13 protein-coding genes are annotated in these 17536 nt (G+C 64.2%); 7 read left to right on the top strand and 6 right to left on the bottom strand.

The window, feature by feature from the left end; translation table 11 throughout:
* Nucleotides 1-12: 12 nt before the first annotated feature.
* The 3 genes from DQG17_RS16880 to DQG17_RS16870 all read right to left on the bottom strand — a co-directional run bounded on the left by DQG17_RS16880 (nucleotide 13) and on the right by DQG17_RS16870 (nucleotide 4453).
* Nucleotides 13-1029, bottom strand: a complete 1017-nt coding sequence (locus tag DQG17_RS16880) for a PotD/PotF family extracellular solute-binding protein (protein WP_116134052.1) — start codon at nucleotides 1027-1029, stop codon at nucleotides 13-15.
* A 242-nt stretch (nucleotides 1030-1271) separates the two neighbouring features.
* Nucleotides 1272-3467 carry an NADP-dependent isocitrate dehydrogenase gene (locus DQG17_RS16875; RefSeq protein ID WP_116134051.1) on the bottom strand — a complete coding sequence of 732 codons (2196 nt, stop codon included), beginning with the start codon at nucleotides 3465-3467 and terminating at the stop codon, nucleotides 1272-1274.
* Nucleotides 3468-3748: 281 nt separating this feature from the next.
* Entirely contained in the window at nucleotides 3749-4453 is a 705-nt protein-coding gene (locus tag DQG17_RS16870) for a DnaA N-terminal domain-containing protein (protein WP_116134050.1), read from the bottom strand.
* Nucleotides 4454-4967: 514 nt separating this feature from the next.
* Between DQG17_RS16870 and DQG17_RS16865 the strand changes: the two genes are divergently transcribed.
* From DQG17_RS16865 to DQG17_RS16855, 3 genes are all read left to right on the top strand, one after another.
* Complete coding sequence (locus DQG17_RS16865; RefSeq protein WP_116134049.1) at nucleotides 4968-6260, top strand: AAA family ATPase; 1293 nt, start codon at nucleotides 4968-4970, stop codon at nucleotides 6258-6260.
* Nucleotides 6257-7363, top strand: a complete 1107-nt coding sequence (locus tag DQG17_RS16860) for a ParB N-terminal domain-containing protein (protein ID WP_116134048.1) — start codon at nucleotides 6257-6259, stop codon at nucleotides 7361-7363. Before DQG17_RS16865 ends, DQG17_RS16860 begins: the two co-directional genes overlap by 4 nt.
* Nucleotides 7364-8196: 833 nt before the next feature.
* Entirely contained in the window at nucleotides 8197-9948 is a 1752-nt protein-coding gene (locus DQG17_RS16855) for an alpha/beta hydrolase (RefSeq protein ID WP_116134047.1), read from the top strand.
* A gap of 138 nt (nucleotides 9949-10086) precedes the next feature.
* On the opposite strand, the gene DQG17_RS16850 is transcribed toward DQG17_RS16855, so the two are convergent.
* From DQG17_RS16850 to DQG17_RS16840, 3 genes are all read right to left on the bottom strand, one after another.
* The gene (locus DQG17_RS16850; RefSeq protein WP_157973642.1) at nucleotides 10087-11442 is read right to left on the bottom strand and encodes an efflux transporter outer membrane subunit; all 1356 of its coding nucleotides are present in this window, start codon (nucleotides 11440-11442) and stop codon (nucleotides 10087-10089) included.
* A gap of 154 nt (nucleotides 11443-11596) precedes the next feature.
* Nucleotides 11597-12745, bottom strand: a complete 1149-nt coding sequence (locus tag DQG17_RS16845) for an HlyD family secretion protein (RefSeq protein ID WP_157973641.1) — start codon at nucleotides 12743-12745, stop codon at nucleotides 11597-11599.
* Between the two features lie 4 nt (nucleotides 12746-12749).
* A complete protein-coding gene (locus DQG17_RS16840; protein WP_232829480.1) occupies nucleotides 12750-13184 on the bottom strand; it encodes a DUF3302 domain-containing protein in 435 nt (144 codons plus the stop codon).
* A gap of 542 nt (nucleotides 13185-13726) precedes the next feature.
* Between DQG17_RS16840 and DQG17_RS16830 the strand changes: the two genes are divergently transcribed.
* The 4 genes from DQG17_RS16830 to DQG17_RS16815 all read left to right on the top strand — a co-directional run bounded on the left by DQG17_RS16830 (nucleotide 13727) and on the right by DQG17_RS16815 (nucleotide 17533).
* Nucleotides 13727-14632 carry a LysR substrate-binding domain-containing protein gene (locus DQG17_RS16830; protein ID WP_116134043.1) on the top strand — a complete coding sequence of 302 codons (906 nt, stop codon included), beginning with the start codon at nucleotides 13727-13729 and terminating at the stop codon, nucleotides 14630-14632.
* A gap of 96 nt (nucleotides 14633-14728) precedes the next feature.
* Nucleotides 14729-15724 (top strand): TRAP transporter substrate-binding protein, encoded by a 996-nt coding sequence (locus tag DQG17_RS16825; RefSeq protein ID WP_116134042.1) that lies wholly within the window; start codon nucleotides 14729-14731, stop codon nucleotides 15722-15724.
* A gap of 52 nt (nucleotides 15725-15776) precedes the next feature.
* Nucleotides 15777-16247, top strand: a complete 471-nt coding sequence (locus DQG17_RS16820) for a TRAP transporter small permease (RefSeq protein ID WP_116134041.1) — start codon at nucleotides 15777-15779, stop codon at nucleotides 16245-16247.
* Complete coding sequence (locus tag DQG17_RS16815) at nucleotides 16244-17533, top strand: TRAP transporter large permease (RefSeq protein WP_116134040.1); 1290 nt, start codon at nucleotides 16244-16246, stop codon at nucleotides 17531-17533. Before DQG17_RS16820 ends, DQG17_RS16815 begins: the two co-directional genes overlap by 4 nt.
* Nucleotides 17534-17536: the final 3 nt, after the last annotated feature.

The following is a 17536-nucleotide window of genomic DNA, read 5'->3' as shown; positions in this document are numbered from 1 at the left end:
ACGCAGGAAGGATCACATGCCGAAAATCTCGTTCCAGCGGTCGATCCAGTCGGCCTTGGCGGCGTTCATCTGGGCATAGTTCATGCGGTTCAGCTTTTCGATCGCCTCGGAGCCGTAGGTCCAGATCGAGGCCTGTTCCGGGGTCAGGTCCACACCCATGTTCACCGGCGCATCGACGCCCTGTTCGGCGTTCACCTGCTGGACAGGCAGGGACAGGATGAAGTCGATGAAGGCATAGGCGAGGTCCGGGTTCTCGGCCCCCTTCGGGATATTGACGGTGTTGAGCGTGGCAATGTCGCCATCCTCCAGCGTCGCCCAGGTCATGGTCGGAACCGCCGCCTGGAGCGAGGCCATGGTGAAGTCCTGCGCCACGGCAACGGTGGCCTCGCCGGTCGAGATCAGGTTCACCATCTCGGAGCCGGTGTTGTAGTTCTTCACGGTGTTGGGCTTCAGCGCCTCGATGGCGGCGAAGGTCGGATCGGGCTGGGTGAAGGGATCGACGCCGGCGTGCTTGCCGGCCTGGATCACGACCATCGGACCCGCGGTCGTGGTGATGCCGGGCAGCGTGATCGTGCCCTTCAGGTCGTCGCGCCAGAGCTCGTTCCACGAGGTAACCGGGGTAACCTTGGCGGCGTCAAAAACGATACCGACGCGGCCGATGGTATAGGCCGGGCCATAGCCGCCCTGGGGGTCGCGCGCCATGGCATAGACGTTCTTGAGGTTCGGCAGGCGTTCGCGGTCGATCTTCTGGAAGATCCCGGCTTCGATCCCGATCTGGGAATAGCTGTCGGTCAGATAGATCACGTCGACGCCTTTGCCGCCGCGGGCCTGCAGCTTGCCCAGACGGTCGGCGTTGTTGCCGGTTTCGAACACCACGTCGCAACCGCATTGTGCCTTGAACGGTTCGATGATGTTGGCATTCAGCTTTTCGCCGTTATAGCCCCACCACGAGATGGTGAGCGTTTCGGCGCCGGCTGCGTTGGCGCTGATGGCGAGGCCGAGTGCGCAGATCTGAAACGCGGTCTTCATGTGGTGCCCTTATCCCTGTGGTGTCGCTTGTGGTTGCGCTGGTAGTCCAATACCCCGGCGGCCGATGCAAGGGGGTGGCCGGGCGCAGGGTCGTCAAACCGCCGATCCGTTGCAGCAAGCCTAACATGCATGCAGGTTTGATGCACAGGCAGCGCATCCGCGCATGGGGTCCCTTCACCGCCAAAATGCGAAACGGGCGCGCGGTCTCCCGCGCGCCCATTCGTCTGGTTCCGCCCGACGCCTCAGCCGATGATCGCGTTCAGCGTGGCGCTGGGTCGCATGACCTTCGCCGTCTTGGCCGGGTCGCCATGGTAATAGCCGCCGAGATCGACCGCGACGCCGCGGCCCGCGGCAAGTTCGGTGACGATCTCGGCTTCCTTCCCGGCCAGCGCCTTGGCGATCGGGGCGAAGTGCCGGGCGAGGTCCGCGTCGTCCTTCTGGCTCGCCAGTGCCTCGGCCCAATAGCGGGCGAACCAGTAGTGGCTGTCGCGGTTGTCGGGCTGGCCGACCTTGCGGCCGGGCGAGCGGTCTTCCTGCAGCACCTTGGTCGTCGCATCCTCGACCGCCTTGCCAAGCACGCCGGCCTTGGCGTTGCCCTTGGTGTCGGCGAGGAAATTGAAGCTTTCGCCCAGGGCGCAGAACTCGCCCAAGGAGTCCCAGCGCAGATGGTTCTCGGACATCAGCTGCTGGACGTGTTTCGGGGCCGAGCCCCCTGCTCCGGTCTCGAACAGCCCGCCGCCCTGCATCAGCTTGACGATCGACAACATCTTGGCCGAGGTGCCGAGTTCCAGGATCGGGAACAGGTCGGTCAGATAATCGCGCAGGACGTTGCCGGTAATGGCAATGCTGTCCTCGCCCTTGCGGATGGTCTCAAGCGTCAGGCGGGTCGCCTCGCGCGGGGCCATGATCTGGAACTTGTCGGCCACTCCGGCCTTTTCGAGCAGCGGCTTCACATAGGCGATCAGCTCGCGATCATGGGCACGGTTCGCGTCGAGCCAGAAGATCGACTGAATACCGGTCAGACGCTGACGGTCGATGGCAAGCTGGACCCAGTCCTCGATCGGCGCCTTGTTGGCCGAGGACGACCGCCAGATGTCGCCCGCCTCGACCTTCTGTTCGTGCAGCACATCGCCATTGGCGGTGATGTATTTCACGGTGCCATCGGCCGGGATCTCGAACGTCGTCGGGTGAGAGCCGTATTCCTCGGCCTTCTGCGCCATCAGGCCAACGTTCTGCACTGCCCCCGCGGTCGCCGGATCGAGTGCGCCGGTTTCCTTGAAATAGGTGATGGTCTCATCATAGACCGGCGCATAGCAGTTGTCGGGGATGCAGCACTTGGTGTCGGCGGCCATGCCGTCGGGGCCCCAGCCGATGCCGCCGGCACGGATCACCGCGGGCATCGAGGCGTCGATGATGACGTCGGAGGGCACATGCAGGTTGGTGATGCCCTTGTCGGAGTTCACCATGTAAAGCGGCGGCTGCGCGGCAAGTGCGGCCTTGAGGTCGGCCTCGAGCGCGGCATCGCCCTTGATCCGGGCTTCCAGATCGCCGATGCCGGCATTCGGGTTCCAGCCCAGCTCCTTCAGCTTCGCCCCGTGCTTGGCGATGAAGTCCTCGAGATAGACCGACACGAAATGGCCGAAGATGATCGGGTCCGAGACCTTCATCATCGTCGCCTTGAGATGGACCGAGAACAGAACGCCCGGCTCCATCGAAGCGATCTCGGCCTTGATGAAGCTGCGCAGCGCCTTCGCGGACAGGAAGGTTGCGTCGACGACAGTGCCCTCGGCCAGCTTGATTCCGTCCTTCAGGACGGTTTCCTTGCCCGCGGCATCGGTGAATGTGATCTTCGCGGGGCCGGCCTGGGCGGCGGTGATCGTCGCCGACAGCTCGTTGGCATAGAAATCGTCGCCCGGCATCGAGGCCACGGTTGTCATGCTGTTCGGCGTCCACTTGCCCATCGAATGCGGGTGGCTCTGGGCAAAGCTCTTCACCGCCTTGGCGGCGCGACGGTCCGAGTTGCCCTCGCGCAGGACCGGGTTCACCGCCGAGCCCTTGATCGCGTCGTACTTGGCGCGGACCGCCTTTTCGGCGTCGGTCTTCGGATCTTCGGGATAGTCCGGGATCGCATAGCCCTGCGACTGCAACTCGGCGATGGCCGCAACGAGTTGCGGACCCGAGGCCGAGATGTTCGGCAGCTTGATGACGTTGGCGTCCGCGCTTTTCACCAGCTCGCCCAGTTCGGCAAGATCGTCGGCGACGCGCTGGTCCGCGGACAGATAGTCTGGGAAGGCCGCAAGGATCCGGCCTGCGACCGATATGTCCTTGGTCCCCACTTCGACCCCCGCGGCACCGGCAAAGGCGCGGATGATCGGCAACAGCGAGGCGCTGGCAAGCTCCGGCGCTTCGTCCACTTTGGTATAGATAATATCAACCATGTCCCTGGCTCCCCTCGTTATCGTTTCCGCCGGCCTCAGGGCCAGCCGCGCGCGTCAACTGGCGACTCGGTTTCGGGCCCCTGCCCGTCTGAACCGTATGCCACTTCGCAATCTGGACAGTGTTTAGGGTCTGAGGCACCGCGAAACAAGCAAAAGGCCAGCCCAGCGTCACCCTGTCCGGCCCTTTCGCCCACCCGCTCTCAGGCGGCTCAGTGCACGATATGCAAACGCTCTCATATGCAGGAATTCGCAACTTTGTATCGCTGAGGCGGGGAACCCGATCAGCCAGGCGGCAGGATCCTTAGCCCCCCCTGCCCTGCCCCGATCAGCCGCAATTCGGCCAGCAACCGCGCCGCGTGGTGGGTCGCAACGTAGCTTGCGTGAAACCGGCTGGGCGCCCTCAACAGCAGGGTTGCGTCGTCGTTCCCCGCGGGGACCAATGGCGCGATCCAGGCTGCATAAAGCGCGGGGTCGGCGGCGGCGATCCGCGCCCGTACCTGCCCCCATGGGCCGTCCTCGACAATCGTATCGCGCGGCCGGGTCGGAAAGGGAACGACCGAGCCCTGCTCGGGTGCAGCGCTGCGGCCCGTCGCCTCGCGCATCCGGGCGACGAAATCCGCGCCGACGTTGTCCCAGGCAATCTCGCTGACCGAAAGGATCGTGTCGAAACGCACCGTGTAGGTGGTGATCCGGCCGCGAGCCCCGGCACGCCGGACCTCGATCCAGCCGAGCGACAGAAGGCGTGCGACGATGCGCTTGACCTGTCGAACGTCGATGCCCCAGAGCCGCGCCATTTCCGGGCGGCCGACACAGAACTCGGCGCGCTGCCAGTTGTAGCGTGCCGTGATCAACAGGATCAACCGCAGGACAAGGATCTGCAACGCCCGGTCCTGAGTCAGAGCGAAGGCACCAAGCGCCGTCAGAACATCGTATTTCACCGCTCCGGCGTTGCGCCCGACGGCCCTGCCCGGCATGACGGAAGTCATCTGCCCGATCCTCGTGTTGCCGCCGGTCGTGGCGGGACTGCCTCGGACACGGGACCGCTGTGTGTTTCGGGGCCTCGAAGGGCTGAAGTCGGTGCTTTTCCGTGTCTGGTCGGAATTAGCGTTGGATTATCCGATTCTGTCAAGGCTTTACGTCCAAAGCCGGGGCTCAGGGGCGTTTTGGGCCTCAAAAGGAGCTAAAAGATCGGTTTCTATGGTATAGGGGGACATATGGGCTGTCCCCCTATTGGTGGGGAAATGTCCCCCTAAATCTGCGTTGGGGCCATATCATGTCCCCCCAAGTTCGGTGGCCACCCATAGGCCGGATCGATGACCAAAGGCGGCTGGCGCGAATCGCTTTGGGGCGATTTCTGCCCGGATTGCAAAGGGTTCCCCGCGGGGAACGGCCCATCTCTCCCCGTACTCTATATTGTTTTGCCAAATCGTCAAAATCGACGTATTTTGGCGATCAATCAGAATGAGCGTCCAATTCACACAGAGAGCAGGCCCTACCCCGATGTATACCCATTCCGACCTTGCCAACTGGCAAGCCCAGTCACTCAAGATGCAGGGCTGGATCCGCAAGCAGACCTTTTCACCCGAGCTGGTAAAGACGCTGCGCCGGTTTTCCAGCTGGGAGGTTTCGGAACTGATCTTCCGTGTCAATCAGTCGACCTTCCGGGGTCGGCTGGCGGCCGACCCCTCGCTGCCCTCGGGCGAGGTCGAGGAGGATGGGCGGCAACGCTGGTTCTCGCTCGACGAGATCAACGAACTTCGGCGCCGGATGAAGATCAACCGCCGCTCGCTGATGCCGCCGCGGCCCAAGGGCAAGCGGGCGTTCCGGGCGGCTGTGGCGAACTTCAAGGGCGGCGCGGGCAAGTCGACCGTGGCGTTGCACTTTGCCCATGCCGCGGCGCTCGATGGCTATCGCGTGTTGCTGGTCGACTTCGATCCGCAGGCAACGCTGTCGCATTCGATGGGCCTGACCGATGTGGCCGAGGACTATACCGTCTGGGGCATCATGGCGCGCGACCTGATCCGCGAGACCGACCGGATGAATTCGGTGTCACGGGGCGCCGAGAGCGGCGCCGCCCTGCCCCAACGGAAATTGCCGTCCTCGATCCGCGACATGGGACTCGGCGACCTTCGGGTACCCGATTTCATCAAGACCACGGCGTGGTCGACAATCGACATCGTCCCGTCCTGTGCCAACGCGGCCTTCGTCGAATTCGCCTCGGCCCAATACCGGCACCTCAATCCGGACTGGTCGTTCTTCGCCGCGGTGTCGCGTTGGCTCGATGCCTTGGCTCCCGATGCCTATGACTTGATCATCTTCGATTGTCCGCCGGCGATTGGCTATCAGTCGATGAATGCGGTCTTCGCTGCCGACATGCTCTACATTCCGTCCGGGCCCGGCTATTGGGAATACGATTCGACGACCAGTTTCCTCGGTCAGTTGTCGGAGGCACTGGAAGACCTTTCCGCGTTCCCCGCGGGGAACCTGCACCTGCCCAAGACGTTCTGCGACGTGCGCTTCCTGCTGACGCGGTTCGAACCCGGCAACGATCTGCACCGCGCGATGCTGGAGGCGTTCCGCAAGGTGTTCGGCGACCGGGTGGCTGAACATCCGATCGAGCTGACCCGGGCGGTCGAACAATCGGGGCGGTTCCTGAGTTCGGTCTATGAGATCGACTATAGGGAAATGACACGCGAGACCTGGCGGCGCGCGCGCGCCACATTCGATCGCGGATACGACGAATTCAAGCAGGCGGTTCTGGTCGCCTGGGACAAGCTGGAGGATGAGGCATGAGCAGGCGCCGGCGGGTATTTGACATCGACCTTCCCGAGGCCGAGGAGGTTCCTGCAGCCGCAGAGACGGCCGAAGCCGATGCGCGGCGTCGCGGGCCGATGGCGGCCGCGGTGCGCGAAACGGCAGACGCCGTGCGGGACCGTGCCGGGCAGGAGGCCGCGATCCGGGCCGAGAACGACCGGCTGGCGCACGAACATGTGCGGCTGAAGCGGGCCGGGCTGATCACCGATCTGGTGCCGCTCGAGGCAATCGCGACACAAAAGCTCGCGCGCGACCGTTCCCCGCGGGGAACCCTCGATCTCGAGGATCTGAAGCTGTCGATTGCCGAGGTCGGGTTGTCGAACCCGATCCAGGTCGAGCAGGTTGGCGAGGCGTCCTATGAACTGGTCCAGGGTCTGCGGCGGCTGTCGGCCTTCCGTGCACTGCTGGAAGAGACGGGGGACGCGGAACGCTGGGGAAAGATTCCGGCCGTGGTGCGGCCGCTCGGCGACGACCTGCCCGAGCTGTACCGGCGGATGGTGGACGAGAACCTGGTGCGGCAGGATATTTCGTTCTGGGAAATGGCGCGGCTCGCGTCGGACTATGCGCACGATCCGGCAACGCCAGAGAACGATGCAGAGGCTGCCGTGCTGACGCTCTATCGCTCCGCGAACAAGCAGAAGCGCAGCTATATCCGCGGGTTTCTTGTGCTGGTCGAGCGGCTGGGGGCATCGGTTGAATACCCCGAGCGGATCCCGCGGGCGTTGGGTCTGGCACTGCGCAAACGGCTGGAGGAGGTGCCGGGGATCGAAGTGCAGATAGGGGCGGCACTGGCCGACCTGGGCGCGGACCGGTCGGCAGAGGCAGAGCTGGCGGTTCTGCGCGCCATGGCCGATCTCGACACGCGGCCGGCGGATCCGGGGCAGGGTGCGCCACGTCCAAGGGGCGGCGCGGTCGAAAGGCCCGCGCGCACGACCTTTCGGCTGGATCGGGCCTGCGGGCCGGCACGCTGCGTTGCCTCGAAAGGCCGGCTTGAGGTGCATCTCGATACGGACTTTTCGGCCAAGGACCGCCGCCGGCTGGAAGAGGCGCTGGCGGCGTTTCTGGACGAGTTGGGTGAATAGGTCCGTTCCCCGCGGGGAACGGACCTTTGCGCAACCGGCGGTTCGGGACAATCGATGCTGCAGTGCAGCATTTGTGGCGTCCTGAACCGCCTTCCGACCAGTGCCGCGCCCCGCGCGCGGCATCGTCGACGCCATGACCGGCCTCGAATGTCTGGCGCGCAGCCCGATTATGGGGTAGGAGGGGAAGCGTGGCGAAAGAAGTGGAATGACACGACGCTTCGGCCGGGGCAGGTAACAACCAACGGAAGTAGGTATCTGCTAAAATTATCGGACGTAACTGAGGGCTGGCTTCTGCGGCGGTTAGCGGGCTGTTCTGAACGCAGAACCGCCGTGTAGAATTGATCCCGGATATGTATTCACCGGCTCAGCCGTCTGTTTCTTCGTGGTCACTGGCCGCTCGCGCAGGTTTGCCGACCCGGCATCCGAGACTCCCAATTGCCGTGATTCCGGGGCTCGCCCGGAACGCACATGCACATGCCGTTTCGCTCCAGACCGAGGGCTGACCGGCGAAAGCCGCGATCATGAGACGTCCGGGTGATGAGGCGGTCGCGCCTGCAGGGCAGGGGGCAAGAGCGTTGATGAAATCGGCAAGATCCAGTGGCGATCTCACCGGCGCCGATGACCCAGCGCGGGGCACATCCTCGGTCCGAAGCTGTCGTCGCCGTTTCGGCTGCCAGTGACATCATGCCCGGTTCGTTGCGTCCACGCTTGCCAGCGGCCGTCAGGTTCTGGAAGGTTCTGTGCAGACGGGGCGACGGCGGTCACGGCAACTTCGTGCGCAGGGGTGGGACACACCGGCCTGACCGCCACTTGGGGAACGGGAGGAGCGACACATGGATACGGAAAAACTTGGCGCGCAGTCAGCGGCATGGATCGAACTCGTCGCGCGAACGCAAGAGGTCGCGCGACGCAGCCAGGAACAGGCCATGGCCAAGGCGACGGGCGATGAATTCTCGGTGGTCGATGTCAAATCCGTCCTCGACGCCTATCTGAAGGCGCTGCCGCGGTTCATAGGCGATCCTGCAAAGAGCATGGAATACATGCAGCGGCTGTGGCTCGACTGGGCCGGCGCCTGGCAGAAGGCATGGCTGGATGAAAGCCCGGCGACCAAGGACAAGCGCTTTCGCGACAAGCGCTGGAACGAAGACCCCTATGCGCGAGGGATGCGGGACGCGCACCTCGCGCTTGAGAATGCGACCGAGAACTTCCTTGCGCAACTGCCCAAGGGATCGAAGGAGAGCCTGCGGGTCAAGTTCTATACCCGGCAGTTCCTGAGCGCGATTGCGCCGAGCAACTTCCTGATGCTGAACCCTGCGGCGCGGGAACGGTTCCTCGAAACCGACGGCGAGAGCCTTCTGGAAGGGTTCCGCAATCTGGTCGAGGATCTCGAGCGCGGCGATGGCCGGCTCGACATCAACACCAACGATCCGACCGCCTTCGAGGTCGGCCGCGATCTTGCCACCACGCCGGGCAAGGTCATCTATCAGAACAAGCTGATGCAGCTGATCCAGTACGACCCGCGGACCGCGACGCAAAAGAAGCGTCCGCTTCTGTTCGTGCCGCCCTGGATCAACAAATACTACATCTTCGACCTGCGGCCGGACAACAGCCTCGTCCGCTTCATGCTGGATCGCGGCCACAGCGTCTTCCTGATCTCCTGGGTCAATCCGACCAAGGAACATGCCGCGCTGAGCTTCGAGGATTACATGAAGCTGGGGCCTCTGGCCGCGCTCGAGGCGATGGAGCAGGCCACCGGGGAGGAACGGTTCGACATCCTCGGCTTCTGCATTGGCGGCATTCTGGTGACCGCCACGCTGGCCTTGCTGGCCGCCCGCGGCGACCGGCGGATTGCAACCGCGACCACGCTCGCCACCATGGTCGATTTCTCGGATGTCGGCGAGATTGGCGTCTTCATCGACCGCGACCGCCTGATGGTGCTGCGCGAGCACATGAAGGACAAGGGCTATCTGGAAAACCATCACCTTCAGGACATGTTCTCGATGATCCGCGAGAACGATCTGGTGTGGTCGTTCCATGTGATGAACTACCTGATGGGGCGCAAGCCGCCGGCCTTCGATCTGCTGTTCTGGAACGCCGACAGCACCCGGCTGCCGGCAGCGATGCTGCTTTGGTACCTTGAGAAGATCTATATCGAGAACGGCCTGCGCAGACCGGGGCACCTGTCGCTCGACGGCACGCCCATCGACATCTCGAAGATCGACGTGCCCTTCTTCGTGCTGGCCACGAAGGAGGATCACATCGCGCCCTGGACGTCGATCTATCCCACAACCCGGCTGCTCGGCGGCGAGGTCAAGTTCGTCCTCGGCGCCTCGGGCCACATTGCAGGCGTCATCAACCCACCGGGCGAGCGGCAGAAATACGGCTTCTGGCTGCGCGACGACTATCCCGCAGATGCCGGCGAGTGGCTGGACGGTGCGACGTTCCAGCCGGGATCGTGGTGGCCGGAATGGTCACGCTGGATGGATCTTCACGACGACGAGGAGCAGGTTCCTGCCCGCCGTCCCGGCGATGGCGCGCTGACCCCGATCGAGGATGCGCCGGGAAGCTATGTCAGGATCAAGTGACCCGGAGGAGGCGGCGGCTACAGCGGACCTGCCGTTGACGTGGGAAGCCGCCGTGCGGGTCGCGTCGCGGACGGGCATCGTGATCGCCGCGCCCGCCCGCAAGCCGCCGCCCTGAGACGGCTTGCGGGCGCCCGAAGCTCAGTAGTTTTCGCCAAGTGCGAGATAGAGCGAGACGCGGTTGCTGAGCAGGGCGGACTGGCTTTGGATGACGTCGATCTGGCGGCCGATCTCGAACTCGTACAGATTGAGCAGCCCGACCATGTCGATCGTTCCGGCCGTGTAGTTGTCGAGCCCCAGCCCTGCGGCCTCTTTTGCATTGGCATAGGCCGCCTGCCAGTTGGCAAGCGCCTGCCGCAGCAGCCGTTCGTTGGCAAGACGCGACTCGACCTCGCTGTAGGCCCCAAGCACGGTCTGGCCATATTCTGCCGTCGCCGCAGCCTGGGTGCTGGTCATTCGCACCACCTCGGCCTGCAGCGCGCCGCCTTCGAAGATCGGTTGCAACAAGCTGACGCCGACCTGCAGGAACTTCGGGTTCCCCGTCCCGAGCAGCGGCAGGTCGGGAATGAACAGCTTGCCGCCAGCGGCGGAGAGCGAAATGCCGGGCAGGCGGGCGAGCTTTGCCGTCTCGACATTGTAGAAGGCGGCAATCACCTGATCGCGGGAGGCAACCACGTCGGGCCGCCGGTCGAGCAACGACAGCGGAAGCCCGGCCGACAGCGCGCCCGGCATGCGCGGGAACGACGACGCGGGCTTGAGGCTGAGCGAGGGATAGCGCCCCAGCAGCACCTCGAGAGCGGCCGCCGCCTCGTTGGCACTCGATTGAAGCTCGACAAGCGCGGCCTTCGACGCGTTCAGCCGCCCCTCTGCCTGCACAACGTCGAAGTCCGACACCACCCCGGCCTGTTCCCGATCCTTGGCGAGAGCGACCAGCTGTGTGTACTGGCCCACGATCTGTCGCGTCGCCGCGACAAGCTGGGCAATCTCGATATAGCCGATCCAGGATCGCGCTACCGTTGCCGCGATGGATTGGCGGGCATAGAGGGCGTCGTTGGCCACAGCCGAGGCCCCGGCGACGGCCGCGGCCTGACCAGACCGCAGCCTGCCCCAGAAATCGAGCTCCCATGACACCGCGACGGCGCCGCCGCGGTGCTTGTGCGACGACTCGCGTTCGATGTTGCGACCGTCTTTCGCCCCGGCCTCGGCGCCGACCCATGGCATCAGCGGCGCGCCGGCGATCCGGGCTGCCTGCAGCGCCGCCTCGACCCGCGCGGCGGCGGCCTGAAGGTCGCGGTTGTTCGCAATCGCCTCGTTCACCAGCGACGACATCGCGGGATCGCGGAAGCTGGCGACCCAATGGTCGCCGACGGCCGACGTGGCCGCCCCCTCGGTCGACCATGCGGCCGGGATCTTCGTCGTCGCGGGCAGGGCCTTGTCCAGCACATCCGAGGTCTCCGGCGGCGGGGCGAGATCGCAGGCGCCAAGCGCCAGTGCCATCGCAGCGCCTGCAAGCCAGCGTCGCCGGGGCAGGGCGCGCGGTCCGAAAGGATGGGCCCTTCCGTTTGTCCTTTGCGATCCGGTCATGCTGTGCCTCGCGTCTTTCCTAGTTCCTGTCGCCCGGTCAATGCGGGGGTCCCCGCCACCACATTCCCTAGAACGGCATCGGATAGACCCAGCGACCCCAGGTGTGGGTGCGCATCACGATCTGTCCGATCCAGGTGAACGGGCTCGACTCGTCCGTCAGCACCAGTGCCGCGCCTTCGGCCCCGATTGGAAGGTCGTCGGGCGGATCCTCCAGAACGATCTGCACAGCAAGCCGCCCTTCGGGATAGGTCGGCAGGTCGACAAACGAGGGCAACCGGCCGGACGGCAGCATCTGGCCGCGGCCGCTCGCCCACCAGATGTCCTTGACCTTTGCCTTGAAGGTGTCGCCGGGGCGAAGGTTGAGCGAGACGAGCGCGTCCTGTCCCGGCTTCATGAACTTGATGTTCTCCTGCCGGTACATGGCCAGCAGATAGGGGTCGCGGTCGGCGATGAACGAGGCGATGGCGCCAGCCCGGATGATGCCGGCGACCATGCCGGGCTGCACCTGAAGGTTGACGATCATGCCGTCGTCGGGGGCCCGGATCGTGGTCTGGTCAAGATAGAACTGCGCCTGCCTCAGCTGGGCTTCGGCGGCCAGAACGCCGGTGTTGACCCCGTCGATCTGCGAGGCATAGACCGCCTCGGCGCGCTTCAACTGGGCTTCGGACTCGGCCACCTGGGCCTCGGCTGTGGCAACATCGGTCTGCCAGCGCTGCGCCTCGGCCTCGGGGGCGGCACGTTGTGCGGCCAGATCCGTATAGCGCTTTGCCTGGGATTGCTTGTATTTCAGTTCGGCCTCGCTGCGCGCCACCGTCTCTTGCGCAACGTTGATGTCTTCCTGAAGCACGACGACGTTCTGCTTTGCCCCTTCCAGCGCTGCCGTCGCCTCGTCGACCTGATATTGGTACACCCGGCTGTCGAGCAGGAACAACGGATCGCCCTTGTTCACGTGCTGTCCCTCGGTGACCAGCACCTGTTCCACGATGGTCGGCTCGGGCAGGCGTGGCGTGATCTGGATCGTTTGGCGAACCAGCCGCACGTCGGCCGAAAACGGCGCGACAAAACGCATCCCGATCAGGGGCACGAACAGCAGGTGAAGCAGGAAGAAGGCAGAAACGACACCCCAGACCGGGGTCAGGCGCAGCCACTTCAGCTTGATGAAGATGATCCAGATGAAAAACAGATAGAGGACGGTAATGGCGACGACTGCAAGCACGCGATCAGCCCTCCCGCTGGCCGTTGTCCGGCGCGGGTTTGTCCGCCGTGCCGGTGTCGTCTGCTGTTGCTTCCCGGGCCCTCGCAGCCGCCTTTCGGCCATAGGCATAGGAGGTGAGGCGTTCGAGCGCCTCGCGTTCGGCAATCCGTTCCTGTTCGGGGAAATAGCGGATGTCGATCTTGTCGGTCGGCTTGAAGGCCCAGATCAGCGCCTGGATCCACGGCACGACGGCGAGGAACCCGACCCATCCCATCGCATAGACCGCCTCGGCATCCGGATGTTTGCGGGAAATGGCGATCCGGCCCGGCAATCCGAGCAGCCAGACAATAAAGGACAGAACGCCGAGCACGCTGAGCATCAGACAGGCGAAGGTGATGGCGTCCCAGAAATGGGGCCAGGCCTGAAAACTCGTCCAAGCCGTCTCGATCCGTTTCAACACCCGCAGGTCTCCGCGTCTTGCTCGGTGATCGTGTCACCAGGCCGTTATCCTTGGACCCGAAGGTCGCTTCCAGTCGGCTCTGTTGCCGACTTTGTCCCTGCCAACCCTCCGGCATCGCCTTGGGGATGCGTCTCAGCCGTTCGAAAAGCAGCCGGTGTCCAGACCGTCGGCGAGCCTTCGGGCAAAATCTGCGCCAAAGGCGTCGTCTCGGTGAGCGTCCTGCTGCTGCGCAACAATTGTGGAGCGCCGATCCCATTGGAGCAATTGGATCACAGGTTCCATCGTGGATTTGCGGCCCTTTTGCGCCAAAAACATCACGGAAACAGGGCTGTTTGACCGGCTGTGCCCAAGCCCTGCGAGCTTTCGTTGGCGTGCCGTCCAAAAGTTGCGCAAGGTCGGATCGGGCCATTGCAGACCCGCTCAAGGGAACCTGAAATTGTGCGGACCGGCGCTGTCCGCTTTCCGAAAGGCACGGCGACGACGCGCCGGGGGGGTATGTCTAGAAAGATGGTTGGGTTCAGGGGCAACAGGAAGGGCACCGCGTGAACCAGAAGCAGATCAACGCCTTTCGCATGGTGATGCGTCATGGCTCGATCACCGCGGCGGCCAATGCGCTCAGCGTGTCGCAGCCTGCGGTCAGCCGTCTGCTTGCGGATCTCGAAACCTCCATCGGGTTCCGCCTTTTGCTGCGCCCGGGCGGCAAGGTGCAGCCGACGCCCGAGGCCTATGAGTTCTTTCAGGAGGTCGAGCGGATGTTCTACGGCCTCGACCGGCTCGGTCAGGTGGCCGAAGAGATCCGCAACCTGCATCGCGCGACCTTTCGCGTTGCCTCGATGCCGATGGTCAGCTTCGAGATCATGCCACGAACCATCAAGCGCTTTGTCGACCGACATTCCGGGATCGGCGTCACCCACGATGTGCATACCTCGCCAAGGATCCTCGATCTGCTCGCCTCGCGCCAGATCGACCTTGGCGTCGCGCAAACCTCGCCGCAGCGGCAGGATGTCGACGTTCTGGCGGCCTTTCAGACCGATTGCGTCTGTGCCATGGCCCCCGACCACCCGCTGGCCCGGCGCGAGGTCCTGACCCCTCGGGATCTGGCGGACGAGCCGATGGTGGTGCTGAACTACCGGACCCTGACCTACAGCTACATGACCCAGCGCTTTGCCGAGGCCGCGGTGACCCCGCGGGTGGTGGCAGAAACCCAGCCGTCCTATTCGGCCTGCGGGATGGCCGCCCTCGGGGTCGGGATCGCCATTGTCGATCCGATCACGCCCGGCATCTTCGGCGAGGCGCTGCGGGTCGTTCCCTTCGCTCCGGCGATCCCGTTCGAGTTCCAGATCATGAAATCCGTCGATGTGCCGCTGTCGCGCGCCGCGGCCGGGTTTCTTGACGAACTGCTGGCGACCCTTGCGCTGCGGCCACATTACGGGCAGCGGGTGTCATAACATTCTCGCATGATCTCGTCGGATCTTTGTATTTGACTTGATATACCTGCACGGCAAGGTTGCTTGGAGCAGATCGAAACAACAGGGAAGTCCGCGATGAAACTCACCCGACGCACCGCCCTTGTGGTCACGACCGGATGGATGGCGCTTGCCGCGGCGGGCACGGCGCAGGCTGCCGACTACACGCTGCGGCTGCACACCCTCGTCAAGTCGCCCCATCCCTATAACGACATGGCGGTCGCCATGAAGGAAGAGATCGAGGCGAAAAGCGACGGACGCATCGAGGTCGCGATCTTTGACTCGGGCCAGCTTGGCCAGGACCCGGCGGTGATCGGCGAGATGGGCTTTGGCACCATCGACCTGATGATCTCGACAACCTCGAACGCGGCCCAGCAGATCCCCGAGTTCTCGATCTTCACCATGCCGTACCTGTTTTCCAGCATGGACGAGGCGCTGGCCAAGGTCGGTCCCGGCACCCCGGTTCAGGCGCATTTCGAACAGATCTATGCCGACCGCGGCGTCGGCATGAAGCTGCTCGCCCTCGGTGCCTCCGGGACGCGCAACATGGCGACGGCCGAGGTCGCGGTAAACGGGCCGGCCGATCTGTCGGGGTTGAAGATGCGGACGCCGCCTTCGCCGATGGATGCCAAGACCTGGTCGGCCTTCGGGATGCTGCCGGTGACGGTCGCTTGGGGCGAGCTCTATGCCGCCATGCAGACCGGCGTTGCCGAGGCGATGGAAAGCTCGCTGCCCGGTTATACCGGATCGAAGCTGTATGAGGTCGCCCCGAACCTGGCGCTGACCGAGCATACGATCCAGATCAACCACACGTCGATGTCGGAACGCAGCTGGAAGAAGCTGCCGGAGAACCTTCAGAAGATCGTGCAGGACGCGGCCGTCACGGCCAATGCCTATGGCGTCGAGAAGGCCAAGGACTATGACGCGGCGCTGGTCGAGTCGCTGCAGTCCGAGCATGGGGTGAAGGTGACCCGCCCCGACAAGGCACCTTTCATCGAGGTTGTGGCGCCGATCCAGGTGCAGCTTGCCGAAGAGCTCGACCTGACCGAGGAATACGAGCTGCTCAAGCAGTGATCCTGTCCCCACCGCCCCGCATCGCCGGGGCGGGCACCGAACGGACCCGAAAATGCTGAACCGCCTTTGCGACCGGGTGACGTCGGTCGTGCACCTTGCCATGTGGACGGCCTTTGCAGCGCTGATTGCAACGGTGGCGCTGCAGGTGATTGCCCGGAACATCCTGCACGCGCCGATGATATGGACCGGCGATCTGGCCCAACTGCTGTTCGCCTGGCTGATCTTTGTCGGGGCTGCGGCAGGGTTGCGCACCGGCGCGCATTATGACGTCGACCTGCTGCCCACCGACCGTCCGGCCGTGGCCATTGCGGTCGAGGCAATCAGCCTTGCCGCCGGTGCCTGCGTCGCCTGGATGCTGGTGCGCTATGGCTGGGAACTGGCGCAGGTCCGCGCCACGGCGCAGGTCCAGTCACTGGGGATCTCCCGGTTCTGGATGTTCCTTCCGATGCCGGTCTCGGGCGCGCTGATGGCGCTCTATCTGGTCGAGATGCTGGCCGATTTCGCGGCACGGAGACCGTCATGAACCCTCTCGTCACACTGCTTCTCAGCTTCTTCGTGCTGATCGCGCTAAGGGTCAACATCGGCTTCTCGCTGATCCTGTCCTCGGCCTTCGTCATGCTGCTACAGGACCTGCCGCTGATCTCGGTCGTGAACCAGATGTATGCCGGGATCGACAGCTTCACGCTGCTTGCCGTGCCGTTCTTCATGCTGCTGGGGCGGATCCTGAACGCCGGGTCGATCACCAATCGGTTGCTCGAGGTTGCGGATGCCACCGTGGGCCATGTCCGCGGCGGGCTGGGACACGTCAACGTCTTCGTCTCGATGGTGTTTGCAAGCCTCTCGGGGTCGGCCGCGGCCGATACCGCCAGCGTCGGTTCGATCCTGATTCCGGCGATGAAGAAGGCAGGCTATCCCGCGCCCTTTGCCGCCGCGCTGACCGCCGCATCCTCGACGCTTGGCGTGATCATTCCGCCCTCGATCATCCTCATCATCTATGGCGCCTTCGGCAATGTCTCGATCGGGGCGCTGTTCGTGGGCGGCGTCGTGCCGGGCCTTCTGATCGGGCTGTTCATGATGGCCTATACCTACGTGCTGGCGCTGCACTACGGCTATCCGGCCAACCCGTTTCCGGGAATGCGCGTCGCGGGTCGTGTACTGGTACGCGGGGCACCCGCGCTGATGATCCCTGTGATCGTTCTGGGCGGCATCGTCGGCGGCTTCTTCACCCCGACCGAAGGCGCGATTGCGGCAGTCCTCTGGGCGTTGTTCCTGTCGCTGGTCGTCTATCGCGACATCGCGCTGCGCACTCTGCCGAAACTTCTGGCCGATGCCGTGGTCGATTTCGCGATCCCCATGTTCACCGTCGCGGGTGCCGGCATCTTCGGCTGGCTGATCGCCTATCTCGGTGCCTCGAAGATCGTCGTCGATTTCATCCTCGGCGTCACCTCGAACGGGTTTCTGATCATGCTGCTGTTGATCGGCTTTTTGCTGCTTGTCGGCATGGTGCTGAACCCGCTCTCGGCCACGCTGATCTTCCTGCCGATCATCCAGGCGCTTGGCGACACGGCGGGCATGAACCCGATCCACATGGGTGTGCTGTCGACCATCGTTCTGTCTGTCGGCCTTGTCACGCCGCCCTACGGGATCTGTCTGCTGATCGCCTCGCAGATCGCCGGCGCGCCGCTCGGCCGCTCCATGCTGGCCGCCGCACCGATCTGCGGGCTGACCATTCTGGTCGCGATCCTGTCGATCGTATTTCCCGACATCGTCCTGGGCCTGCCGAAGCTGCTGGTCCCCGAACTCTTCTGACAC

Origin of the sequence: Tropicimonas sp. IMCC34043 (genome assembly GCF_003390845.1) — a bacterium.
GTDB lineage: Bacteria > Pseudomonadota > Alphaproteobacteria > Rhodobacterales > Rhodobacteraceae > Tropicimonas.
The sequence above is the reverse complement of the archived record's forward strand: the minus strand, read 5'-3'. Positions and strand labels throughout refer to the sequence as shown.